Here is a 23,969-nt window from a genome sequence, read left to right on the forward strand (position 1 = left end):
GGTCAGCGCCGCTTGCGGCGGCGCAGGAAGGCCAAGCCGAACACGAACACCGCCAGGCTCTGCGGCGGATCGGTCATCTGGTAGCCGAGATCCTTGAGGATGCCGATCTCGATGGCGCTCAGGGTCCGCACGCCCAAACCGGTGTCGGTGGAGGCGTTCATCAGCTTGGCGTTGGATCCGGTGAACGTCGTATCGTCCAGGTGCGACATGGAACTGCCGGATTCCCAGGGGTTGGGCGTGTACAGCGGGACCGGGTTGCCGTTGTTGGCCGCCATCGCGAAGGCGCCACCGAAGTACAGCCCCTGATTGCCACCGGTCAGATACGGGTTGTAGGTGGAGACCCAGTTGTAGCTGCCGTTGATCGGGTGCGCGCCGGTGGAGGTCACCACGAAGCCGTCGAAGGTGGTCCAGTTGTCGCCGGTGTTGTTGCCCGCACTGTCGATCACCGACAGGAAGCCCAGGGTGTGGATCAACTCGTGCAGGGCGGTGGACTGGAAGTCGTACTGGCCGGGGGCCACGGTATCGCCGTAGGCCCAGGAGTACTTGAAGTTCCAGGTGATCTCGCCGTCGGCCGCCGAACCGTTGAGATCCTGGCCGGTCTGAATCTTCTTCTGCACCACGGTGTTGTAGAAGCCGGGGTCACTCGACACCAGATCGCTTCCGGCCGAGGCCAGTGTCGAGGTGAAGAAGGAATACTCGCCGGTGACGTTGTAGGTGATGGTCACCGGCTGGGGTGCCTCGATATAGGACGACAGATAGATGGCCGTCGACTGCAGCGCGGCGCGCGCGGCGCTGGACCAGAACTGGGCGCCGGACCCGTAGATGAAGCTGAACGCCACCCGGGTGACGGTGTCGTTCTGGGTCACCGACACCAGCGCGCCGGTGTCGGGCGACCGCAGCGGGTCCAGCAGATTGATGTGCAGCCCGGAGTCGGTGGCCGAGATGGTGAACGCGTCGACACCGTCGAACCCGCTACCGGGTGTGTAGGTGTAATTGCCCGCGGAATCGACTGTGACACTGCCGTAGTGGGGCGTCTGGGTGACGGCGTAGACGATGGGGTCGCCCTCGGGATCCACGGCATTGAGGCTGCCGCTGATGGTGCCGCCGGTCTGACCGCTGGTCTGAACCGGTGCGACGGTGGGTGCCTGATTGAAGAACGCTCGCCGCACCAGCAGGCCGATGCCCTCGAAGAAGGAGCCCACCGACGTCAGCAGATTGGTGAAGACATCGGTGACCGAGGACGCCGACGCACTGGCGCTCGGCACCCGCAGTGCGCTGATGTCATCCGGGGTCGCGACGACGGCGCTCGCGCTCGGGCTCGACGTGACGGTGACGACGGTGGTGGCCGCCGCCGTCGTCGAGGTGGTGTCCTCACTCGCCGATGACGCCGTGGCATCGGTGACCGCAGCTTCGGTGGCCGGCACCCGCCGGGCATGACCGGTGCTCGGCAGGCGGCTGCCGACGGTGCGGGTACTGACGGTGGTGGACGTCGTGCGTGCCGCGCCCGCGGTCGTCGATCCGGTGGCCGAGGCAGACCCGGGGGTATCGGCACTCTTGGTGCGGGCCGACCGTGCCGAGTGTCCGGTCGAGGAGGCGCCCGACGTCGAGGGGCCTGCCGAAACCGATCCGGAATCCTGGTCGGCACCGTCAGCCAGCGCGATGCCCACGGCTTGCGGTCCGACCAGCGACAAGCCGACGACGAACGCTGCTGCACCGACCCGGACACCGATTCGGGGTGTTGACATCGAACTACCCGCCTTCCCCCGACTCCGCGCAGATGGATACCTGCGGCGGCGTTGATTTTAGGGTGCCGGGCCCGGCGACTCGCCGAAGACCGCCATAACGGTCGGTCAGCGCAGCCCGATCAGGGCGGCAGCCAGCACGATCGCGGCAATACCCAGCAACAGACTGCAGCCCACGTCGCCATTCTTCGGGCTGGATCGGCGCCGGGCAGCGCGGACAACCAGGTGTTCATCCGCCGTCCAACTGCGGGTCACCGACGGCTGGCCCGACCAACAACAGACCTGTGGAAGCGGACATGTGTATGGATTTGACCGGCTGTCGGGACCAGCCCCATTTAGTGGTGAAAGACCATCTTTGCTCGCCGAAGGCAGGCCTTGTCGCGTGGCACTTAGCAGTCTAATCTGAACATCTGTCCAGATGCCGTCAGAAAGTTGTTATGCGCTTCACGTTCTCCGACTCGATGACCCGTTCGGAGTTCCTGCCACGGCTGGCCGTGGCGGCCGAGGAGGCCGGATACGACGGGTTCACCATTCCCGACTCGATCGGCTATCCCGAGCACTCCGACGCGGTCTACCCCTACACCGCCGATGGGGACCGCAGCTTCCTGGAGGGCAAGGAGTTCATCGAGCCTTTCGTACTCGCCGGCTATCTCGGTGCGCTCACCGAGCGGATCCGGTTCACCACATTCGTGGTCAAGTTCCCGGTGCGCTCGCCGGTGCTGGCCGCCAAGGAGGCGTTCTCGGTGGCCACCCTGACCGGGAACCGGCTGGGTCTGGGTGTCGGTATCGGCAGCAGTCCCTACCCCGACGACTATCTGATGGCCGGCGTCGACCCCGCGCACAAAGGTGCTCGACTGGACGAGGCGATCGACATCTTCCGGGGCTTGGAAACCGGCGAATTCTTCTCCTACCGCGGCCGGTTCTACGACGTGCCCTCGATGAAGGTCTGTCCGGTGCCCACCGAGCCCATCCCGTTGCTGATCGGCGGTCACTCCGACGCCGCGCTGAAGCGGGCTGCCACCAGGGCCAACGGCTGGATGCACGCCGGCGGCCCCAATGACGCGCTGGAGACGATGATCGCCAAGCTGGCAGCTCTACGCGCCGAGGCGGGAAAAGCCCACGAACCCTTCGAGATTCACGCGGCGAGCCCCGACGGGCGCAGCGTCGACGGCTGCCGTCGGCTCGAAGACCTGGGTGTCACCGACGTCATCGTCGGCTTCCGCAACCCCTACATCATCGGACAGGATCCGCAACCACTCGAGGACAAGCTGGCCCGGCTACGGCGGTTCGCCGACGAGGTCATCAGCAAGGTCAACCCCTGAGGGGCAGCATGAAGAACCTCTTCTACTTCGACTGGCGGACCTGGTGGACCCTGGTCGGTCTGGTTCGCCAGGAACCCGACGCCGCCCGGCGGCGCAAGCAGTACCGCACGCTGTGCGTAGTCATCCCGGCGCTGGCCGTTCTGCACACGGTGACCTTCGCTCTCGATCCGGTCGTCTTCCCCGCATTGCGCCGCAAAGAGATTCGCCAGCCCGTGTTCATCGTCGGCCACGCCCGCAGCGGCACCACCTACCTGCACCACATGATGGCCAACGACCCCCGGTTCTCCTACGTCCTGCTGTGGGAGATGTTCTTTCCCTCGCTCATCGAGAAGAAGGTGCTGCGAGCGGTGCTGCGCTGGGATCAGCGCTTCGGTGGCCGGCTTCGCAAGCGCATCGACATCCTGGACCAGCGGCTGTTCGCCAAGAGCAACCAGGTTCACGAGTCAGGCTTGTTCGCGCCCGAGGAGGACGAGTTCCTACTCACCACATCGTGCGCATCCGGATTCTGGGTGGTCCAGTACCCGCAGGCCCAGCACCTCGACTTCTACTACGTCGACGAGCGCTGGCCGGCCCGCAAGCGGCGCCGGGCCATGGAGTTCTACCGCGAATGCGTGCGTCGCCAGCTGGTGCTCAACGGTCCCGGCGTCATGCACCTATCCAAGGCGCCCATCCACTGCGGCCGGGTGCAGAGCCTGATCGACACGTTTCCCGATGCCAGATTCGTTGTCCCCGTGCGTAATCCCTACGAGACCATTCCGAGCTTTCTGAAACTGATGCAGTATGCGTGGTCGGCGCGGAAACGCTCGGAGCCCGATATGCGGGAATCGTTCGCGTCCTTCGTTGAATCCTCCTACCACTACTACCAACATCCATTGGACGTGCTGGACGCACACCCCGAGGTGCCCAGCGCGATCCTGAACTACTCCGACCTGGTCACCGATCCGGCCGCCACGATGCGCTCGGTGTACGAACAGATCGGCCTGGACATGGTGCCCGAGCAGGAAAAGACACTGGCCAGTGAAAAGGGCCGCGAATACCGGTCCGGCCATAGTTACAGTCTCGAAGAGTTCGGTCTGGAGGCCGACGGCATCCGCACGCATCTGGCGCCGCTGTTCGACCGGTTCGGTTGGGAGGCAGATCGTGTCGGCTGATCACACCGCCGAGTTGCGCGCCGCCTGGGACGAGATGATCGACCGGCTGGGCCGGGCCCGCGACGCCCTGGAGTCGCCGGAGTTGCATGCGCCGCCGCTGTCCGGGCCGCGCGATCTCGCCGAGGGCTACCGCTATCTGCTCGGCTTCCTGCACTCCGCGGTCGAACGGGCCTTCTTCGGCGACCCGGAGTTTCCGTACTTCCGGCGCAGCATCCAGGTCCTGGACAAGGCGACCATCGACAACGCCGACGCGATGTACCTGTCCACCCCGATCGACGGCAGGTTCACCTATCGGATCACCGGACGGGTCGCCGACACCGCGCACTGGCGTGGCGGGCCACCAGCGCCCTCGGGACCGATTGCGCCGCAATACCTCATCGTCGAAGCCCACACCGGCTACGCCGGGGACAGCGGTGAACTCACCGAGTTGCAGCCCGGCGTGCGCGGCAACACCGGCAAGCTCGACTCCTCGGAGCTGGTGGTCGCCGACGACGGACGGTTCGAGATCCTCCTCGCGCCCCAGCGGCCTGCGGACTACGACGGCAATTTCATCGGCACCGAACGGATCTCGACACGCAGCGGCCGAACCTTTCACGCCGAGTTCGTCACCGTCCGTGCCCTCTACCACGACTGGGAACGCGAAGAAGCACCGGAACTGCTCATCGCGCGGCTGGACAAGATCGGCGAGCATCCACCGGCACTGGACGCGGGCAGCGCAGCGGCGGCGATGCGGAGGGTCGGCGAGATCGTCGACAACCAGACCAGGTTCTGGAATGCCTTCTATGACGTGGTGTTGGAGGTCCACGGGGACCGCAACGGCGACGGCCAGACCTTCATGCCGCGCAACGACTTCAATGCACCGGCCGGTGCATCGCTGGCCACCGGCGGCGGGCAGAGCACCAATGTCTACTCCGGCGGCATGTACGAACTCGCCGACGACGAGGTGCTGCTGATCGACACCGAGGTGTTCGAGCCCCCGGCCTACATGGGATTTCACCTCGCCAACCTCTGGGGCGAATCGCACGACTACGCCAACCACGTCAGCAGCCTCAACGGCACCCAGGCCCGCCGCGACGACGACGGCCACTACCGCTACGTGGTGGCCCACCGCGACCCGGGTGTGCCGAACTGGCTCGACACCACCGGCTTGCCTGTCGGCTTCATGACGATGCGGTGGACGTATCCGGAACCGACAGAACAGTTTCCGGTGGTCACCGTCCGAAAGCTGCGCTTGGACGAACTCGGCGACCAGCTACCGGCAGACACCCCGCGACTGTCGCCGCAGGAGCGTCGCGAACAGATCCGAATCCGCCAGGAACACGTCCAGCGCCGGTATCGGCAGTACTGAGCACCAACAGGTTCACCAACGAAAGGAAGCACGATGAGCGAGACGTTCACCAGAGCCGATATCAAGGGCTTCTGGGCGGAATGGCTGGAGGCCAACCGGGAGGCCGAACGCGCCGGCGACTGGGGCGGCATGGCCGACCTCTACCTCGAGGACGCCACCTACGGCTGGATGTACACCCCCGACGAGCACTTCATGGCCATCGGTCGCGAGGAGATCCGCAAGTATGCGCTGGGCACCGAGATGTCCGGTCTGGAGGGGTGGCACTACGACTACATGGCCACCGTCATGGACGAGGAGAACGCCATGATCGTCGGCTTCTGGCGGCAGATGTCCGGCGTGCTCGACGAGAACGGCCAGGAGTACGAGATCCGTGGGATCGGCGGCAGCTGGTTCGGAGTGGCCCGCGACAAGACCGACGGCAAGATCCGTATCGAGTGGCAGCGCGACTGGTTCGACCTCGGGTCCACCGCGCACACCTTCATGCAGGTGGCCAAATCCGGTAAGGCACCCAAGCCGTTCCTCGAGCGCATCGCCATCCCGATGATGGACATGCCGGGCCGCGTGCACTACAACGAGCTGCGGTCCACCCTGTGGCCGCCGCCGGTGGCCGAGGGCCGCTACATCACCCAGAAGCCGCTGGGTACGTGACGACGGCACAAGCCCTTTCGGGGAAGGTGGCCCTGGTGACCGGTGCAAGCCGGGGCATCGGGGCCGCCATCGCCACCCGGCTGGCCGCCGAGGGGGCGATGGTCGCGGTAGCGGCCCGCAGTCTCGACGAGGCGGCCCAGGGCAATGTCGCGGGCACGCTGCGGCAGACGGTGGCCGATATCGAGACCGCAGGCGGCCGGGCGCTGCCCTACCAGGTGGACCTCACCTCACCGCAGTCGCGGGCCGAGATGATCGAGCGGGTGGTCGCCGAGTGCGGACCGATCGACATCCTGGTCAACAACGCCGCCAGTTCGGCGTTCGTCCCGTTCACCGCCATCACCGAGAAGCGGTTGCGGTTGATCACCGAGATCAACTATCTCGCCCCATTCGACCTGTGCCAGCGCGTGATTCCGGCGATGCGGGAGCGCGGCGGCGGATGGATCCTCAACATCACCTCCTACTCGGGGGATCTGCGCACCGACCCGCCGCCCGACCCGGTCTATCACCTCAACGGGACCGCGTACGGGTCCTCAAAGGCTGCGCTCAACCGGCTCACGGAGGCGATCGCATCGGAGTACTACGCCGACCACATCGTGGCCAGCGCGCTGGCTCCGGTGAAAGCGGTTCTGACCGAGGCGGTCAAGTCGACTTTCGCCGAGGCGGCTGCCAACGACCCGGACATCCTCGAACCGGTGGAGGCCATGGCCGAGGCCGCATTGGCGCTGTGCACCACCGACCGCGACGGTCTCAATGGCCGGGTGTACAAATCGCTGACCCTGCTCGAGCAGCTCGGGCGGCCGATCCGCACACTGACCGGCGACGCACTCCTGTCACCGTGAGCCGCCTCAGGGCGTGGCTGCGGCTTTCGCTGAATTGACCACGCCGAGAACCATATCCAGGGTGGCTTGCTCGGCTGCCGTCCGCTCGTCGGGGGTGGCGTACTGCGCGCGTTCGAGATCGGCGAGCAACGCGAAGACGACGGTCATCAATCCGCGGGCCCGGATGGCGCGGGTGGCGTCCGTTGCCGGGCCGGCCATCCGGGTCAGGCGCCGGGCGATCAGGTTGGTGGCGGCCCAGTCCTGCCGCCCGAGGAGTTCCACGCCGGGAAAGTCGCGGATCTTCTCCATGAACCGGGCGTGATAGCTCGGGGTGGCCGCGCGCTGGTACTCGAAGACCGGGGCGAGCAACGCCTCCAGCAGGCCGCGGGCGTCGGCCTCACCGTCGGCTTCCAGTGCGGCGAGGCGGTCGAGGCGCTTGGGTTCGAAGATGCTCTGCCGGGCTTCGACGACCGCGGCGATGAGCTGTTCGCGGGCGCCGAAGTGGTAGCGGATGGCTGCGCTGTTGCGTTGTCCCGCCGCCGTCACCACCTGCCGCAGTGACACCGCGGGCCCCTGTTCGGCGATGAGCCGCTCCGCAGCGTCGATCAGCGCCACCCGAGCCGGGCTGCGACCAGCGTCATCCATGACCGAAGACTAACACAGGCGTATTGTCAATCTAACCCATTTGTATTAGCTTGGCGACGGTAGCCGGCGTCCGCCGCTGCGCACAACGTCTGTGTCTCGAGGTGTTTCGTGTCTGAACTGGGTGCCATCCCCACCGATGCCAGTGGCCTGTCCTGTGAGGTCCTGGAGCGCCTGATCGGCACTCTGAATCCCGGTGTCGGGGTGCGGGACTTCTCGATCCGGCGGGTGTGGCAATGGGGTGAGGGCGACCAGGTGTCCACCTCGGGCCGGGTGGATCTGGATCTGGCCTTCGACGAGGCGGGTGCCGACCTGCCGACGCAGGTGGTTCTCAAGGTGGCCCGCCCGGAGTTGCCGGCCTACCCGCTGTATCGCAACGAGGTGGCGGTGTACAGCCGGCTGCAGCCGTGGACCTTCATGCGGACACCGCGCTGCCTGGGTGCCTGGTTCGACGAGAGCACCGGAAGCTTCGGGCTTGCCCTCGAAGACCTCACGGCCCGCGGGGCGCGGTTCCCGTCGGTGGTGACGCCGCCGACGCTGGCCAGCCTGGAGGATGCCATCACCCAACTGGCCGCGCTGCATGCGCGGCACTGGGGTGTCAGGGCCGACTGGTCGTCGCCCGAATTGTCCTGGGCCCAAACGCATGTCGAGGGCGAACTGAACGAGCTGTTCAACCATCCCGACCTGGTGCCCGCGATGATCGCCGACGAAGTGGCCAGGAACCTGCACAAGAGTGAGCTGGTGGCCACCGTCGACGAGAGCCCGGCATCGTTCCTGGAGAAGGTGCAGATCGTCCAGAAACACCAGCAGAGCCTGCAGCAGACGCTGGTGCACGGCGACTGCCACGTCGGCAACACCTTCGTGCTGCCCGACGGGTCGATGGGATTCTTGGACTGGCAGCTCAGCGTGCGGGGCTACTACATGCACGACCTGTCGTATCTGATCGTCACCGGTCTGGACGTCGCCTCCCGGCGCGCCCACGAGCGCCGGCTCATCGAGCTGCATCGTGATCTGTTGCGCGGCCATGGGATCGAGGATCTGCCGACGGCCGACGAGGCCTTCGAGGAGTATCGCCGGGCCCAGGCCTGGAACACCTACATCGGCTGGCTCACCTGCCCGGTGGAGAACTACGGATGGGAGATCAACGTGGGCAACCACATTCGCCTGCTGACCGCCTACCGCGACCTGGACAGCGCGGCCGCGATCGAGGCCATCCGATGAGTGTCGAAGCCCGGCTTCAGGAACTGCTCGACAAGGACGAGATCCGCGAGTTGGCGCTACGCTACTGCCGCGGCGTGGATCGCAAGGATCCCGCGCTGCTGCGGTCGCTGTACACCCGCGACGGTATCGACAACCACGCGCAGATCTTCCGTGGCAGTGCACACGAGTACGTCGACTTCCTCGAAACCTCGTTCCAGTTCATCCAGATCGGCGCGCATTACGTCTGCAACCACCTGATCGAACTCGACGGGGACGAGGCCAGCGGCGAGGTCTATGCGCTGGGCTACCACATCCTGCCCAGCCCGTCGGGCCCGCCGACCGAGTCGTTCGTTGGGGTCCGGTATCTGGATCGCTACCGCCGCGAGGACGGTCGCTGGCGGTTCGCCAGCCGGGAGGTGGTGATCGACCTCGATCGTTCGCGTCCGGTGGAGCATCATGGCGCCAACCCGGCGGCCGCCGAGGACGACCTGTCCTACCGCGTGCTGGCCGGCGAACGATTCGAGCGCAAGAGCCCCCTGTCAGGATTGAACTGACGACCTACGCTTTACAAGAGCGTTGCTCTACCACTGAGCTAAGGAGGCGGGTCCGGTCGAGCCGGATGCGTCTAACAGACTATCGGGTCGCTACTCATCCTCATCGTGGACCAACCGGTCGCTGGGGATCCGTTCCGACGGGACGCTGCGGGGCGGGCTGTAGCGGCGGCGGCCGGGGATCGGAATCCGGTCGGCGATATTGCTCAGCGGGTTGACCACCAGACTCAGCGTGGTCACCGCCTCGCGCAGGGTTTCGATGGTCGGGGCCAGGGCCTCGAGCCCGGGTGCCAGCCGGTTGAGTGTGTCGGCGACGTCGGCGAGCTGTTCCAGCGGCCCGTTGCGCGCCGTCAGCTTCTCGATCAGACCGCCTTCGGCCAGCAGCCGGTCCGCCAGGCCCTCCTCACCGAGCACGCGCTCGATCAGGCCGTCCTCGTCGAGCAACTGGTCCACCAGCCCGCCCGGCGCCAGGGCACGCTCGAGCCCGCCGCCCTCGGCGGTCAACCGGTCCAGCATGCCGTCGGGCGCGGTGACCCGGTCGATCAGACCGCCGGGGCGCATCAGGCGGTCCAGCGGCCCGTCCGGCGCCAGCGCCCGCCCCAGCGGGGCGTCGTCGTCGAGGAGCTGGGCAAGCTTGTTGGCCCGCGCGACGGCGTCCTCGAGCCCGAACATCTGCGCCACCGAGTTCGGCGAGGCCTCCATACCTGCTTCGCCCAGCGTGCGTCTGGTCAGGTCGAGACCCGCCCGGGCGACGTCCAAACCGGCCTCCGCGGCGGCCAGACCGACCCGAACAGGTGTGGTCGCCATCCCTACCAGCGTCTTCGCCAGGTCCATCGCACAAGTGTATGGGTGGCCAGATGCCGTAACCGGCGGTATCACGGAAGTAGCTGGACAGGACTCACAGGAAGCTCACAGTGCCCTGGCAGCTGGAATTCACCATCGTAAGAGGAAATTGACAGCATGGCCGCTCCCGTAACCACCGACACCAAGCCCGAGGCACGAGTCCTGGTAGTCGACGATGAGACCAACATCGTCGAACTGCTCTCGGTCAGCCTGAAGTTCCAGGGCTTCGAGGTACACACCGCATCCAGTGGGCCCGCCGCCCTGGATCGCGCCCGGGAGATCCGGCCCGACGCCGTCATCCTCGACGTGATGATGCCCGGCATGGACGGCTTCGGTGTGCTGCGCCGGCTGCGGGCCGACGGGATCGACGCACCCGCGCTGTTCCTCACCGCCCGCGACAGCCTGCAGGACAAGATCGCCGGGCTGACCCTCGGCGGCGACGACTACGTCACCAAGCCGTTCAGCCTCGAAGAGGTGGTGGCCCGGCTGCGGGTGATCCTGCGCCGCGCCGGTAAGGGGGTCGAGGAACCCCGCAACTCGCGGCTGACGTTCGCCGACATCGAGCTCGACGAGGACACCCACGAGGTGTGGAAGGCCGGTGAGCCTGTTTCGCTGTCGCCGACCGAGTTCACCCTGCTGCGCTACTTCGTCATCAACGCCGGCACCGTGCTGAGCAAGCCGAAGATCCTCGACCACGTGTGGCGCTACGACTTCGGCGGTGACGTCAACGTCGTCGAGTCCTACGTGTCGTATCTGCGCCGCAAGATCGACACCGGCGAGAAGCGGCTGCTGCACACCCTGCGTGGCGTCGGGTACGTGCTGCGGGAGCCGCGATAATCCGGCGCAGCGCGCTGCCGCGCGCCGACAATGGAACGATGCCACCGCCGTATCACCGTGCCGTTCCCCTGCGGGTCGGCCTGGTCGCAGCCATGCTGCTGCTGGTGGGCCTCGGACTGTTGGCCTCCGGTGTCGCGGTCACCTCGACGCTGCGTCATGACCTCATCAACCGGGCCGACCAAACCCTGATCGATGCCTCGCGCGGCTGGGCCCAGGCCCCGCGCCGCAACATGCCACCGCCCGACGAAGGTCCCAACCCCGCCCGGCCGCCGTCGAACTTCTATGTCCGCGGTGTGGACACCGACGGCCACGTCTGGATGGCGGTCAACGACCGCGACGCCGAACCCGACCTGCCCGACGACAACGACGTCGGACCGGTGCCGGTGACCATCGGGTCCCTGGACAAGTCAGCGGTGCAGTGGCGTGCGGTGTCGGTGCGCGGCCCCAGCGGCGAGCTGACCACCGTCGCCATCGACCTGTCCGACGTCCAGTCCACGGTCCGCTCACTGGCCTGGTCGCAGGTGGCCATCGGCACCGCCGTGCTGGTGATCCTCGGCGTGGTCGGCTATTGGGTGGTGCACCGCAGCCTGCGCCCCCTCGTCGAAGTCGAACGCACCGCCGCCGCGATCGCCGCCGGAGAGCTGGATAGCCGTGTGCCCGAACGTGATCCGCGCACCGAGGTCGGCAGGCTCTCCCTTGCGCTCAACGGCATGCTGGCCCAGATCCAAAGTGCCATGGCGTCATCGGTGGCCTCGGCCGATCACGCCCGGATGTCCGAGGAACGGATGCGGCGGTTCATCACCGACGCCAGTCACGAACTGCGCACCCCGCTGACCACCATCCGCGGGTTCGCCGAGCTGTACCGCCAGGGCGCGGCCAAGGACGTCGAGATGCTGATGTCGCGCATCGAGAGTGAGTCCCGCCGGATGGGCCTGCTGGTCGACGATCTGCTGCTGCTGGCCCGCCTGGATGCGCAACGCCCGCTGGAACGGCGCCGGGTCGACCTGCTCGCGCTGGCCAGCGATGCGGTGCACGACGCGCAGTCGATCGCCCCGAAGCGCACCATCACCATGGAGGTGTTCGACGGCCCCGGCACCCCCGAGGTGCTCGGTGACGAAGCCCGGCTGCGGCAGGTGCTGGGCAACCTGGTGGCCAACGCGCTGCAGCACACCCCCGAAACCGCGCGGATCACCGTGCGGGTGGGCACCGCCGCCGACGACGCCGTGCTCGAGGTGGCCGACGAGGGGCCGGGTATGACCCAGGAAGATGCGCAGCGGGTGTTCGAGCGGTTCTACCGCACCGACTCCTCGCGGGCGCGCGCGAGTGGTGGCACCGGGCTGGGGCTTTCGATTGTCGACTCGCTGGTGTACGCCCACGGCGGCCGGGTCACGGTGACCACCGCCCCCGGACAGGGCTGTTGCTTCCGGGTGAGTCTGCCGCGGATCGCCGACGTGCCCGCGCCGATCGGCTGATCGGTCTAGCCGAGTTCGGCGAGAGCCGCCTTGATCTTGGCCTGCGCCTCGTCCAGCGACTCCGGCGACGGATTGCGGTCGACGTGGGCGAACCCGAAGTCGGCCAGATCGCGCGCGGGGAAGACGTGCACGTGCAGGTGCGGCACCTCCAGGCCGGCGATGATGAGCCCGGCCCGCTGGGCGCCGAACGCTGAGCAGACGGCCTTGCCGACCTTCTGCGCCACCGCCATCACCGAATTCAGCACCGCCGGATCGAGGTCCTGCCAGTTGTCCACCTCGGCGCGCGGCACCACGAGCGTGTGGCCCTGCGTCATCGGCTCGATCGTCAGGAAGGCGACGACGTCGTCGTCCTCGTAGACGAAACGTCCGGGAATCTCGCGGTTGATGATCATGGTGAAGACCGACGCCATGGGCCCAGCATAGGAGAGGGCCTCACGTTGACTGTCGGGGAGCGCACGGCTGGCTCACAGCAACTCCTCAGACGTGGCCCAGTCTCGTGGCAGCTGGGCACGACAGCATCATCGCTATGACCGACACCCTGCCGGGTGAGTTGACGACTGCTCAGCACCGACCCGCAGGGGCTGATCCTGTGCACTACGTCCTGGACATCGTGGTGCCCGTCTACAACGAGGAACACGATCTGCCGGCGTGTGTGCACCGCCTGCACGAGTACCTGACCACCCAGGTGCCGTATCGGGCTCGGATCGTCATCGCGGACAACGCAAGTATCGATGACACCTTGGCGGTGGCGCGCCGGCTGGCCGCCGAACTGCCTGACGTCGACGTGCTGCACCTGGACGCCAAGGGCCGCGGCGGTGCGCTGGCCGCAGCCTGGGGATCCTCGGCGGCCGACGTGGTCGCCTACATGGACGTCGACCTGTCCACGGATCTCTCCGCGCTGATGCCGTTGGTGGCACCGCTGGTGTCCGGGCACTCCGATATCGCGATCGGCTCGCGGCTGGCGGCCTCGTCGCGCGTGGTGCGCGGCGCCAAACGCGAGATGATCTCCCGCGGGTACAACCTGTTGCTGCGCGGTGTGCTGGGTGCGCGGTTCTCCGACGCCCAGTGCGGTTTCAAGGCGATGCGGGCCGATGTCGCCCGCCGGTTGCTACCACTGGTGGTCGACACCGGCTGGTTCTTCGACACCGAACTGCTGGTGCTCGCCGAACGGGCCGGGCTGCGCATCCACGAGGTACCCGTCGACTGGGTCGACGACCCCGACTCCCGGGTCGACATCGTGGGCACCGCGATCGAGGACCTGCGCGGCTGCTGGCGGGTCGGTCGGGCGCTGGCCACCGGGGTCTTGCCGCTGCGAGAGCTGCAGGCCGCGCTGGGCCGCGAACCCCTGGTGCCCGGGGTGCCGCGCGGCATGGTCGGTCAGCTGCTGCGGTTCGGCCTGATCGGCATTGCCAGCACCATTGCCTATGCGCTGCTGTACCTTTCGCTGCACGAGGAACTCAAGGCGCAGGCCGCCAACCTCACCGCGCTGCTGCTGACGGCGTTGGTCAACACCGCCGCCAACCGCGCCTTCACGTTCGGCATCCGGGGCCGGGCCGGGGTGGCCCGCCACCACCTGCACGGCCTGCTGGTGTTCGGGTTCGGGTTGGCGATCACCAGTGGATCGCTGTATCTGCTGCACCGGTTCGACCCGACGGTGGACAAGGTGGTCGAGCTCTCGGTGCTCGTGGTGGCCAACCTGATCGCGACGATCGTGCGGTTCCTGGCGCTGCGCCAGGTGTTCGGCAGGGCCCGATGACCGTCGTCGCCGAGCGGCCCGCCGTCGAGCACGTCGAGCCCGCCCGCGACCGGTGGCGACTGCCCTGGCAACGGTGGGCGCTGCTGGTGCTGCTGACCGGCACCGCGGTGCTCTACCTGTGGGACCTGGACCGCTCCGGGTGGGCAAACTCCTTCTATTCGGCTGCCGCACAGGCGGGTTCGGTGTCCTGGAAGGCTTTCCTGTTGGGTTCCTCGGATGCTGCGAACTCGATCACCGTCGACAAGCCGCCGCTGGCGTTGTGGCTTCCGTCGCTGGCCATCCGCGCCTTCGGGCTGAGCTCCTGGAGCATCCTGGTACCGCAAGCGCTGATCGGGGTGGCTTCGGTGGCCCTGCTGTGGGACACGGTGCGCCGCCGCTTCGGTGAGACCGCCGGGCTCATCGCCGGTCTGGTGCTGGCGCTGACGCCGGTGGCCGTGTCGATCTTCCGGTACAACAACCCCGACGCCCTGCTCGTGCTGTTGATGCTCGCCGCGGTGTGGGCGATGCTGCGCGCGATCGACGACGGCCGGCTGCGCTGGCTGCTGCTGGCCGGCGGGTGCGTGGGACTGGGCTATCTGACCAAACAACTCGAGGTCGCCCTGGTGCTGCCCGCGCTGGGCATCGGTTACCTGGTCAGCGGGCCGAAGAGCGTGGCCCGCCGGCTCGGGCATCTCGTGGCGGCGCTGGCGGCGGCGATCGCCGCCGCCGGGTGGTGGGTCCTGCTGGTCCAACTGTGGCCGGCCGGTGACCGGCCCTGGATCGGCGGTACCCAGCACAACTCGATCCTGGAATTGACGCTGGGCTACAACGGAATCGGGCGCCTCAACGGGGACGAGCCGGGCAGTGTCGCGGCCCTCGGGGTGAGCTCACCGATCCACCCCGGCGGCCGGACGTCGGCGCATCCGTGGGGGCAGCCGGGCATCGGCCGGCTCTTCGAACCGGCCCAGATCGGTGGCATCGGCTGGCTGCTGCCGGCGGCGCTGGTCTTCGCGACGGCGCTGCTGATCTGGCGTGCTCGCGCGCCGCGGCGCGACCTGGTGCGCGCCGAAACCCTGGTGTGGACGCTGTGGCTGGTGGTCACCGCGCTGGTGTTCAGCTTCATGGCCGGGATCTTCCACCCGTACTACACCGTGGCGCTGGCGCCGTCGATTGCCGCGCTCACCGGAATCGGAACGGTGACCTGCTGGCGGCACCGCGAAACCCTCTGGAGCCGAGTGACATTGGCGGTCGCCGCCGCGATGACCGCGCTGACGGCCTACCTCACCCTCACCGGTGTCCCCGACTATGAGCCCTGGTTGCGCTGGGTCATCCTCGCCGGCGGCGTGGCGGTGGTCTGCTGGCTGGCAGCGGGCGCGCCCGGCACCGGCCCGCGGCCGACTCAGCACGCGCTGCCGGTGCTGGCCGCGGTGGTGATGCTCGCCGGTCCGGTGGCGTTCAGCCTCACCACGGTGGCCCATGGGAATTCGGGAGCCCTCCCGATCGCGGGTCCGGTGCCGCATCTGGTGACCGCGAGGACCAAGGGTGTGACGGCTGTCCCGCGTGCCCAGATCACCGTCGCCAAGGGGCCCGGCTTCCTGCTACCCGCCGGGGTCCCCGGCCACAGCGCGCATCTGGTCGGGTGTTCGCTGCTGGACTCCGGGGTGCCCGATCCGCAGCTCGTCGCCCTGCTCGATGCCGACGCGAATTCCTACACCTGGGTTGCCGCGACTGTCGGATCAACCTGTGCCGCAGGCTATCAGCTCGCCACTGGGCATCCGGTGATGCCCATCGGCGGCTTCAACGGCACCGACCCGGCCCCGGCGCCCGACGAGTTCCTGCGGCTGGCTCTGAGCAAACGGATCCACTACTTCATCGTCACCAACCCCATTCACGAGGACAAGTGGGGTCATCTCGACACCAATGCCCTTATCCAGCAGTGGGTCCAGCGCAACTTCACCCCGATGCGGGTGGGGCGGATCGAGGTCTACGACCTGACCCGCTAGGTCAGCATCGCGGCGATCTCATCGAGCGACCACGGTGGTGACTCGTGGTGGTCCCGGTAGCCCAGCAGGCTGGGGGAGGGGCGGTCGAACCGGCCGACGAAACCGCCTGCGGCGATGAAGATCTGGCCGGTGACGTTGCTCGCCAGATCACTGGCCAGGTAGGCATACATCGGCGCCACGTACTCCGGCGGCGCGGCGTCCAGAGCGCCCTGCGCGCTGACTTCGTCGAGCATGCCGCGCCGGCGCAGGGTGGCGATCTGCTCCTCGTACTCGGCGCCGGTGGACAGCCGCGTCTTGGCGCCCGGGCACACCACGTTGGCGCGCACCCCATGCTCGGCGAGCTCGGCGGCGATCGCAACGGTTAGGCCGTTGACCGCGCCCTTGCCCGCCGGATAGCCCGTCCCGCCGTAGTCACCCAGGAAGGCAAAGGAACTGGTGTTGATGATCGAACCGCGTTTGCGTGCCACCATCTTCGGCGCCGCGGCGCGGCAGGTGGCGAAGACGGTGCCCAGGTGGACGTCGATCAGGTCGCGGAACTGCTCGTGGGTGACATCCAGAATCGAGGACCCCGCGGGTTCGGCGGTGCCCGCGCAGTTCACCAGCGCATCGATGGCCCCGAATTCGTTCTCGCACAACGCGATCAGTTCGTCGGCCACCGCCGGATCGGCGGCGGACCCAGCGTGCGGGATAGCCCGGCCGCCGGCCGCGGTGATCGCGGTGACCGTCGCCTCGACGGCGTCGGCGTCGCGGCCGTTGACCACGACACCGGCGCCGCACTCGGCAACCTTGGCCGAGATGGCCGCGCCGACACCGCGCGACCCCCCGGCGACCACGACTCCGAAGCCGGCGAGCGGCCCGTCACTCACCGGTGGCGGGCGCCTGGGCAAATGAGGCGGTCCCAGCTTCCCCTTACCTCCGTCGGCGCTGGCGCGCCAACTCCGGTCAGCCTCACTGAACCGCCTGGCCGAACTGCATGCCGTCCATGTTCCAGTAGCCGCGCATATTGGTGATCAGACCCGCGTCGTTGACCCGGTAGGTGAACACCCCGCGCACGGTGCTGACCAGTCCGCCTTCGAACTGGCTGCGCAGCACCAGGATGTGGGCCACCTCCTGCGGCGAGCTGGAGGGGAAGGTCTCCTCGCAGGTGACCCGCAAGTTGTTGATCGCGATGTTGGTGTCGTAGAACGCCGCGACGGCGTCCTTACCGCGCACGCCCAGGCCGTCGGGGTTGGTGACGGCCTGGCCGATCGGGTCCTCGATGACCACATCGTCGGACATCAGCCCCAGCCAGCCCTCGCGGTCGTGCGACATCACGGCACGCCAGGAGGCCTGGGAGGCAGCCAGCGCGGGGGACACCTCGGTTGTCTTCTGCGACATGACGACTCGGATCAGCGATCTTCGTCGGTGTAGCGGATGACACCGCGGATGTTGCGGCCCTCCAGCATGTCCTGGTAGCCCTCGTTGATCTGCTCCAGCCGGTACTGGCGGGTGATCATGTCGTCGAGGTTGAGCTTGCCGACCTTGTACATCGACAGCAGATGCGGGATGTCGTAGTACGGGTTGCCGCCGCCGAAGATGGTGCCCTGCAGGTTCTTCTGCATCAGGGTGAGCATCGCCAGGTTCAGGTTGATGTTGGTGTCGAGCATGCTGCCGATGGCGGTCATCACGCAGGTGCCGGACTTGGCAGTGATGTTCATGTAGTTGTCGACGTCGGCGCCGTGCACCTCACCGACGGTGACGATGACCTTCTTGGCCATGAAGCCCTGGGTCACCTCGGCGATACCGGCCAGTGCGGCCTCGATGTCCTCGTAGACGTGGGTGGCGCCGAACTTGAGCGCCTGATCGCGCTTCCACTCCACCGGGTCGATCACGAAGATGTAGCGGGCACCGGAGTTGACCGCGCCCTGCAGGGCCGACATGCCCACGCCTCCGACGCCGACGATCGCCACGTCCTCACCGGGCTTGATCTGAGCGGTGTGGGTGGCCGAGCCGTAGCCGGTGGTCACGCCGCAGCCGACCAGGCAGGCCACCTCGAACGGGATGTCCTTGGGAATCGGGACCACCGAGGACTCGTGCACCACCATGTAGGGGGAGAAGGTGCCCAGCAGGGTCATCGGGAAGACGGGCAGGCCGTCGGTGGTGTGGATGCGGTGAGTGCCGTCGGAGATGGCGGTACCGGCCAGCAGTCCGGCGCCCAGGTCGCACAGGTTGCGCAGGCCGGCCTGACACGACGGGCACTTGCCACAGGACGGGATGAAGGACATCACGACGTGGTCGCCGACGGCGACGCCCTCGACACCCTCACCGACCTCGACGACGACGCCGGCGCCCTCGTGGCCGCCCAGCACCGGGAAGCCGAACATCGGGATGCCGCCGGTCACCAGGTGGTGGTCGGAGTGGCACATGCCCGAGGCTTCCATCTGGACCTTGACCTCGCCCTTCTGCGGGTCGCCGATCTCGATCTCCTCGATCGCCCATGGCTGGTTGAACTCACGGATGAGTGCGCCTTTTGTCTTCACTGCGAACCTCCACTCGCAAACCCATCCCCAGGGTTTTCCCAGGGAGCCGGCGTCGCCGGATGGTCGATCTAGGACTAGGTAGAACGTGTTCCTGTTCTGCAGGCCATTATGACCTGTGTCACGCCCACCGTATACGGCGGGGCGGGATTGTTGACAGGCGTCGAGTAAATCACCAGATCGGGACGGGAGCCTCACCGAGGGGGTAGTAGCCGGGCAGCTTCTCACCGGCCAGGCTGCGCTCGATGCGCTCGGACATGCCCCTGCTCAGCTTGCCCTCCTTCATCAGCTTCAGATACAGCTTCTGCACGTGGCCGAAGTCGAAGAAGTCGCGCTGCCACTCGATCTTGCCGTCGGCATTCAGCCGGAACCAGCTGCCGCCGATGCCATAGATTTCCTCGGAGTTGCCATCGGCGTCAGTGGCGACCTGCTTCCAGAAGCCGACGACCTCGCCGATCTTGTCGTCGATGAGTACCTTCTGGTACGGGTAGCTCCAGCCCTCCAGGCCGAACATCTCCAGACCCAGTGCGATATCCCGGATCTCGTTGATCCCGACGCACATCACGTCTTCCTTGGGTCCGATGTTCCAGCCGTAGGTGGCGTCGTCGGTGTAGAAGTCGGCCAGGCCGGTCCAGTCGCCCTTGGCCTCGGCGACCTTGTTGGCCTCCAGCCATCGCTCGATGAAATCTTCCAGCACCTCACGCGGCAATGACGGCATTGTCAGTCCTTCTCTCGATTTGATTCTCGTCTCCTCACCTGAACTCGTTCCTCGTTCAGGCTTCGTCGACTTCGGTGATAGATAGTGCTCGGGTGGGACACATTTCGACGGCGAGCTCGATCTGCGGGCGCGCCTCGTCGGGGGGTTCGTGGTCGAGGATCTCGACCGGACCGCGCTTGGGCACCCGGAAGTAGTCGGGGGCCTCGAGCTCGCACATGGCGTGCCCCTGGCACAGGTCCTCGTCGAGTTCCACGCGGTAACAGCCCATGGTTTTGCTCCTAGGAGGTGCGCTTGCGGTAGCGGACGCGGGCCGGGCGGGCCAGCTGGACCACCATCTTGGAGTGGTCGTTGTGGTAGCTGTCGGCGGGCTGGGCCATCTCGAACTCATACTCGCGCAACAGAACCGAGAAGATCGCCTTGATCTGCATCTGCGCGAACGCCGCGCCCACGCAGCGGTGCCGCCCAGCCCCGAACGGAATCCAGGTCCACCGGTGCAGGACGTCGGCCTCCATCGGCTTGTCGTAGCGGGTCGGGTCGAAACCGTCCGGATCCGGGAAGTCCTCCGGGATGCGGTTGGAGATGGCCGGCGAGGCGGCCACGAAGTCGCCCTTGTGGATCGGGTAACCCTCGACCTCGAACTCGCCCTGGGCCACCCGCATCAGGATGATCAACGGCGGATGCAGCCGCAGCGTCTCCTTGAGCACGTTCTCCAGTTTCGGGATCTGGCGCAGGGCGTGGAAGCTCACCTCCTGGCCGTCGGCGTAGAGGTCGTCGAGTTCCTGCTGTACCTGGGCGTACACCTCGGGGTGGCGCAGCAGTTCGATCAGGGTCCACGACGAGGTGCCGGAACTGGTGTGGTGCCCGGCGAACATCAGCGAGATGAACATGCCGGTGATCTCGTTGGCGGTGAACTGTGCGTTGCCATCGCCATCCTTGATCGACACCAGCACGTCGAGCAGATCGCGATCGGATTTGTCCTTGGGCGGGTTGGCGATTCGCTGATCCATCACACCCTGCACCAGCTCGACCAATCCGACCCGGGCCTCGTCGCGGATCCGGAAGCTCTCGATATCCAGATACGGGTCGACGTAGCAGAGCGGATCGGTGCCGCGCTCGAGCAGGTGGTAGTAGTTGGCGAACCGGGAGTCCAGCTGGTTGCGGAACTTCGGGCCGATCAGGCACGCGGTCGAGGTGTAGATGGTCAGCTCGGCGAAGAACTCGAGCAGATCGATTTCGCCACTGTCACCCCAGTTTTCGATCATCTTGCGCACTTCGCGCTCGATGGTCACCGCGTGGCCCTTCATGTGATCACCGCGCAGCGCAGTGTTGTGCAGCATCTCCGAGCGCCGCTCGGGGCTGGCGTCGAACACCACACCCTCGCCGAAGATCGGCGTCATGAACGGGTAGGCCTCGGCCTGGTCGAGGTCGTCATCAGAGGAGCGGAAGAAGAACTCATTGGCCTCGGCACCGGTCAGCAGGATGACCTTCTTGCCCGCCAGCTGGAACCAACCGACGTCACCGCACTCGTCGCGCAGCCGCTTCATCAACCCGATCGGGTCGGTGCGGAATTCCTCGAGGTGGCCGTGTTCCTCCTCGCCGCCCGAGACGCGGGGAACTTCTTTGAGAGTGCTCGTCACGATTCCTCCGGGTACTTCAGTTGTTGACGTTCCTTGGGCCCGTTGGACAATGGCGCCTCGGGCTGAACTTCGATCGACACGATGAACCCGCCGCGCGGGGTATCGGCGACGAACGCGATGGCGCGCGCCAGATCGGCTGCGCGCAGAAAGTAGTCGTGCCGGGCCTGGCCCCATTTGGCCCAGTCCTCGAGCGCCGGGCCGATCAGCTCGCCGGGCAGGCTCCAGCCCATCGACGTCTTCGTCGGGCCGGGGTGCACGATCGAGGCACGAACACCGGTGCCCTCGAGTTCCATCTGCAGGTTGGTCACCATGGCATTGAGTCCGGCCTTCGCCGCGCCGTAGGCACCCATGTGCGGGCGCTGCCGCAGCGAGACGTCCGAGCCGACGAAGATGACGTCACCGCGCTGGCGGGCGATCATCCCCGGCAGTACGGCATTCGCCAGCCGGAAGGCGCCCATCAGGTGGATCTGCAGCTGGGACTCGAAGTCGTCCGGGCTGATCTCGTAGAGCCGGCCGAAGTAGGTGTCGCCGGCACCGGCGACCAGCAGCTCGATCTCGCCGAGGGCCTCGGTGGCGCCGTGCACGTAGCCCTTGACCGAGTCGGGATCGGTGACGTCCAGCGGCAGGGCAACCGCTTCACCACCCTCGGCGTGGATCTGGTCGACGAGCTCCTGGCACTTCTCGACGCGGCGGGCACCGAGAGCGACCGGGTAGCCGCGCGAGGCGAGTTCCAGGGCGGTCGCGGCGCCGATACCGGAGGACGCGCCCGCCACCAGGGCGGGCCGGCGGGCCGGGTTCGGTTCGAAACGGGGCATCAGGCCTTCTTCACTGTGATGGGCAGGTTGGCAAAACCGCGCACACTGCTGGAGTGCACACGGACCGCATTGGCCTCGTCGACCTCGAAGCCGTCGATGCGTTTGACGAGTTCCTCCAGCGCCACCCGGCCTTCCATGCGGGCGAGGTGCGCGCCGAGGCAGAAGTGCGCCCCGCTGCCGAAACTCAGCAGCTTGGAGCCGATGTCGCGCCCGATCTGAAACTCGTCGGGAGCGTCGAACACCCGCTCGTCGCGGTGCGCGGCACCGGGCACCAGTAGCAGGGTGTCGCCGTCGTGCAGCGTGGTGCCGTGGAACTCGACGTCCTCGACGACGGTGCGGGCCAGGATCTGGCTGGAGGTGTCATACCGCAGGGTTTCCTCCACCCACAGCGGCACCCGGTCATGATCGGCGAGCACCGTGGCCAGCTGATCCTGATTGCGGCCCGCCCAGAAGACGGCGTTGCCCAGCAGTTTGGTGGTGGTCTCGTTGCCGGCGACCACCATCAGGAACAGGAAACCCATGATCTCTTCGTCGGTGAGCCGGTCACCGTCGATCTCGGCTTCGATGAGCGCCGAGGTGAGGTCGTCGGTGAGTTTCTTGCGGCGCTGGGCCACCATGTCGGCGTAGTAGACGAACAGGTTGATCGACGCCTCGATCGCCGCGGGCGGCACGTCGGTGACGCCGTCCTCGCGGTGCATCACGCCGTCGGCCAGTGCACGCAGGTGCTGGCGGTCCTCCCGCGGTACGCCGACCAGTTCGGAGATGACGTCCATCGGCAGCTTGCCGGCGAATTCGGTGATGAAGTCGAAGCTTTCGCTCTGCAGTGCGGCGTCGAGGTGCTCTGTGGTCAGTTCCAGCACCCGCGGCTCGAGCTCACGGATCCGGCGCGGGGTGAAGCCCTTGGAGACCAGCGTGCGCAGCCGCAGATGGTCGGGGTCGTCCATCGCCAGAAACGACATCGTCTTGCTGGCTTCCGGGGTGCGCGAGATCGGGTCCAGCGCCACGCCGAGCTTGTTCGACAGCGCGACGCTGTTGCGAAATCCCTTGTGCACGTCCGCATGCCGGCTCAGCGCCCAGAAGTTGAGCTCGTCGTTGCGGTAGAGGGGAGCCTCGTCGCGCAGCCGCTTGTAGTACGGGTAGGGATCCTCGTGGAAGTTGTAGTCGTACGGATCGAGGACCAGCTCGACGGGATGTGGTCCGGCTGGAGCGGCCATCAGTTGTCGTCTCCCAGGATCAGGCCGACCACATAGGCCATCCGGTCGGCAACTTGGTGATAGGTCAGGGTGCCGCTGCCGGCGTGCACCAGCGCGCCGTAGTAGGTCATCTCCAGTGCCGAGACGATCCGGTGGTCGGAGTCCGGGCCGAGTGCAGATTTGATGCGCTTGTGGATCTGGGCGCCGATGCGCTCGCGCACCGGGCGCACGCCGGAGTCGTTCGAGAGCACCGCGGTGGTGCAGGCGACGGCCACCTCGGGCTCGTCGGCGATCACCAGGGCCAGGCTGCGCAGGGTCTGCTGTACCCGCGACAGCTGAGTGTCGTTGACGTCGGTGAAGAACGGCGCCTGCTTGACCAGATCGAGGTAGACCTCGGCGATCAGGTGGTTCTTCGACGAGAAGTAGGTGTAGGCGGTCGCCGGTGCCACCTTGGCCCGTGCCGCCACGGCGCGCACCGTCAGATCGGCATAGGAGGTTTCGCGCAGCATCTCCATGGCGGCGCTCACCACCTTGCGGAACGTTTCTTCCTGGCGGCGATTGCGCGGAACGTCGGCTCCGTCTGGTGTGACGGCTAGCACGGCATCGCTGGACACTTGTCCAAGATATCCACCTGGGCGTGGGCTAAGCAAGTGCAGCAGCGAAAATAGGTGTTCAGAGGGCACAAATGGGACGTCAGCAGAAGGACCTTGCACCCTGCCGGGGTTGGCGGCTAAGGTTCGACTGACAGATTCTCGGACAGGTGTCCAACGAAAAGGCG

24 protein-coding genes and 1 tRNA gene are annotated in these 23,969 nt (G+C 66.9%); 11 read left to right on the forward strand and 14 right to left on the reverse strand.

Annotated elements, in window-relative coordinates:
* Nucleotides 1-2: 2 nt before the first annotated feature.
* A complete protein-coding gene (locus tag BN3385_RS10320; RefSeq protein WP_059016699.1) occupies nt 3-1,745 on the reverse strand; it encodes an Ig-like domain-containing protein in 1,743 nt (580 codons plus the stop codon).
* A 434-nt stretch (nt 1,746-2,179) separates the two neighbouring features.
* On the opposite strand from BN3385_RS10320, the gene BN3385_RS10325 reads away from it, so the two are divergent.
* From BN3385_RS10325 to BN3385_RS10345, 5 genes are read left to right on the forward strand one after another with little or no spacing between them, the layout of a single operon-like run.
* Nucleotides 2,180-3,064 (forward strand): TIGR03619 family F420-dependent LLM class oxidoreductase, encoded by an 885-nt coding sequence (locus tag BN3385_RS10325; RefSeq protein WP_059016700.1) that lies wholly within the window; start codon nt 2,180-2,182, stop codon nt 3,062-3,064.
* An 8-nt stretch (nt 3,065-3,072) separates the two neighbouring features.
* Nucleotides 3,073-4,215: a sulfotransferase family protein gene (locus tag BN3385_RS10330; protein ID WP_059016701.1), complete on the forward strand. Its 1,143-nt coding sequence runs from the start codon at nt 3,073-3,075 to the stop codon at nt 4,213-4,215.
* Nucleotides 4,205-5,563, forward strand: coding sequence for a hypothetical protein (locus BN3385_RS10335; protein ID WP_059016702.1), 1,359 nt, complete (start codon nt 4,205-4,207; stop codon nt 5,561-5,563). The genes BN3385_RS10330 and BN3385_RS10335 overlap by 11 nt, the downstream gene beginning before the upstream one ends.
* A 33-nt stretch (nt 5,564-5,596) precedes the next feature.
* Nucleotides 5,597-6,211 (forward strand): nuclear transport factor 2 family protein, encoded by a 615-nt coding sequence (locus BN3385_RS10340; protein WP_059016703.1) that lies wholly within the window; start codon nt 5,597-5,599, stop codon nt 6,209-6,211.
* 35 nt (nt 6,212-6,246) lie between these two features.
* Nucleotides 6,247-7,050: an SDR family NAD(P)-dependent oxidoreductase gene (locus BN3385_RS10345; protein WP_197415191.1), complete on the forward strand. Its 804-nt coding sequence runs from the start codon at nt 6,247-6,249 to the stop codon at nt 7,048-7,050.
* A 6-nt stretch (nt 7,051-7,056) separates the two neighbouring features.
* Here the strand turns inward: BN3385_RS10345 and BN3385_RS10350 are convergent, their stop codons facing one another.
* Nucleotides 7,057-7,674, reverse strand: coding sequence for a TetR family transcriptional regulator (locus BN3385_RS10350; RefSeq protein ID WP_059016705.1), 618 nt, complete (start codon nt 7,672-7,674; stop codon nt 7,057-7,059).
* A 108-nt stretch (nt 7,675-7,782) separates the two neighbouring features.
* Here BN3385_RS10350 and BN3385_RS10355 point away from each other — a divergent pair, with 108 nt between their 5' ends.
* Both BN3385_RS10355 and BN3385_RS27565 read left to right on the forward strand, forming a co-directional pair.
* A complete protein-coding gene (locus BN3385_RS10355) occupies nt 7,783-8,892 on the forward strand; it encodes a phosphotransferase (protein ID WP_059016706.1) in 1,110 nt (369 codons plus the stop codon).
* Nucleotides 8,889-9,425 (forward strand): nuclear transport factor 2 family protein, encoded by a 537-nt coding sequence (locus tag BN3385_RS27565; protein WP_197415192.1) that lies wholly within the window; start codon nt 8,889-8,891, stop codon nt 9,423-9,425. Before BN3385_RS10355 ends, BN3385_RS27565 begins: the two co-directional genes overlap by 4 nt.
* Here BN3385_RS27565 and BN3385_RS10360 read toward each other — a convergent pair.
* Nucleotides 9,402-9,473 (reverse strand) — tRNA-Thr (locus BN3385_RS10360). The two genes, BN3385_RS27565 and BN3385_RS10360, sit on opposite strands and share 24 nt — an antisense overlap.
* Nucleotides 9,474-9,515: 42 nt before the next feature.
* A complete protein-coding gene (locus BN3385_RS10365; protein WP_059016707.1) occupies nt 9,516-10,256 on the reverse strand; it encodes a hypothetical protein in 741 nt (246 codons plus the stop codon).
* A gap of 126 nt (nt 10,257-10,382) precedes the next feature.
* Between BN3385_RS10365 and BN3385_RS10370 the strand changes: the two genes are divergently transcribed.
* Together BN3385_RS10370 and BN3385_RS10375 are read left to right on the forward strand one after the other, a co-directional pair.
* On the forward strand, nt 10,383-11,102 hold the full coding sequence (locus BN3385_RS10370) for a response regulator transcription factor (RefSeq protein ID WP_059016708.1): 720 nt from the start codon (nt 10,383-10,385) through the stop codon (nt 11,100-11,102).
* Nucleotides 11,103-11,140: 38 nt separating this feature from the next.
* Complete coding sequence (locus tag BN3385_RS10375) at nt 11,141-12,574, forward strand: sensor histidine kinase (protein ID WP_059016709.1); 1,434 nt, start codon at nt 11,141-11,143, stop codon at nt 12,572-12,574.
* A gap of 5 nt (nt 12,575-12,579) precedes the next feature.
* Here the strand turns inward: BN3385_RS10375 and BN3385_RS10380 are convergent, their stop codons facing one another.
* Nucleotides 12,580-12,984 (reverse strand): HIT family protein, encoded by a 405-nt coding sequence (locus BN3385_RS10380; RefSeq protein ID WP_059016710.1) that lies wholly within the window; start codon nt 12,982-12,984, stop codon nt 12,580-12,582.
* 116 nt (nt 12,985-13,100) lie between these two features.
* Between BN3385_RS10380 and BN3385_RS10385 the strand changes: the two genes are divergently transcribed.
* Nucleotides 13,101-14,330, forward strand: coding sequence for a bifunctional glycosyltransferase family 2/GtrA family protein (locus BN3385_RS10385; RefSeq protein ID WP_082690418.1), 1,230 nt, complete (start codon nt 13,101-13,103; stop codon nt 14,328-14,330).
* Nucleotides 14,327-16,312 (forward strand): glycosyltransferase family 39 protein, encoded by a 1,986-nt coding sequence (locus BN3385_RS10390; RefSeq protein WP_059016711.1) that lies wholly within the window; start codon nt 14,327-14,329, stop codon nt 16,310-16,312. The genes BN3385_RS10385 and BN3385_RS10390 overlap by 4 nt, the downstream gene beginning before the upstream one ends.
* Here BN3385_RS10390 and BN3385_RS10395 read toward each other — a convergent pair.
* The 9 genes from BN3385_RS10395 to BN3385_RS10435 form a co-directional block, all read right to left on the reverse strand.
* Entirely contained in the window at nt 16,309-17,178 is an 870-nt protein-coding gene (locus BN3385_RS10395) for an SDR family NAD(P)-dependent oxidoreductase (protein WP_231748714.1), read from the reverse strand. The two genes, BN3385_RS10390 and BN3385_RS10395, sit on opposite strands and share 4 nt — an antisense overlap.
* 82 nt (nt 17,179-17,260) lie before the next feature.
* The gene (locus BN3385_RS10400; RefSeq protein ID WP_059016712.1) at nt 17,261-17,689 is read right to left on the reverse strand and encodes a nuclear transport factor 2 family protein; all 429 of its coding nucleotides are present in this window, start codon (nt 17,687-17,689) and stop codon (nt 17,261-17,263) included.
* A gap of 11 nt (nt 17,690-17,700) precedes the next feature.
* On the reverse strand, nt 17,701-18,831 hold the full coding sequence (locus BN3385_RS10405; protein WP_059016713.1) for an NDMA-dependent alcohol dehydrogenase: 1,131 nt from the start codon (nt 18,829-18,831) through the stop codon (nt 17,701-17,703).
* A gap of 169 nt (nt 18,832-19,000) precedes the next feature.
* Entirely contained in the window at nt 19,001-19,546 is a 546-nt protein-coding gene (locus tag BN3385_RS10410; RefSeq protein WP_059016714.1) for a nuclear transport factor 2 family protein, read from the reverse strand.
* Between the two features lie 55 nt (nt 19,547-19,601).
* Nucleotides 19,602-19,814 carry a ferredoxin Fdx gene (gene fdx, locus BN3385_RS10415; protein ID WP_059016715.1) on the reverse strand — a complete coding sequence of 71 codons (213 nt, stop codon included), beginning with the start codon at nt 19,812-19,814 and terminating at the stop codon, nt 19,602-19,604.
* 10 nt (nt 19,815-19,824) lie between these two features.
* Complete coding sequence (gene cyp51, locus BN3385_RS10420) at nt 19,825-21,183, reverse strand: lanosterol 14-alpha demethylase (protein ID WP_059016716.1); 1,359 nt, start codon at nt 21,181-21,183, stop codon at nt 19,825-19,827.
* Entirely contained in the window at nt 21,180-21,998 is an 819-nt protein-coding gene (locus BN3385_RS10425; RefSeq protein ID WP_059016717.1) for an SDR family oxidoreductase, read from the reverse strand. The genes cyp51 and BN3385_RS10425 overlap by 4 nt, the downstream gene beginning before the upstream one ends.
* Nucleotides 21,998-23,212 carry a cytochrome P450 gene (locus tag BN3385_RS10430; protein WP_059016718.1) on the reverse strand — a complete coding sequence of 405 codons (1,215 nt, stop codon included), beginning with the start codon at nt 23,210-23,212 and terminating at the stop codon, nt 21,998-22,000. The genes BN3385_RS10425 and BN3385_RS10430 overlap by 1 nt, the downstream gene beginning before the upstream one ends.
* Nucleotides 23,212-23,805, reverse strand: a complete 594-nt coding sequence (locus tag BN3385_RS10435; RefSeq protein WP_059016719.1) for a TetR family transcriptional regulator — start codon at nt 23,803-23,805, stop codon at nt 23,212-23,214. Before BN3385_RS10435 ends, BN3385_RS10430 begins: the two co-directional genes overlap by 1 nt.
* Nucleotides 23,806-23,969 lie beyond the last annotated feature (164 nt).

The sequence above is a fragment of the Mycobacterium sp. M26 genome, assembly GCF_001494595.1.
Taxonomy (GTDB): domain Bacteria; phylum Actinomycetota; class Actinomycetes; order Mycobacteriales; family Mycobacteriaceae; genus Mycobacterium.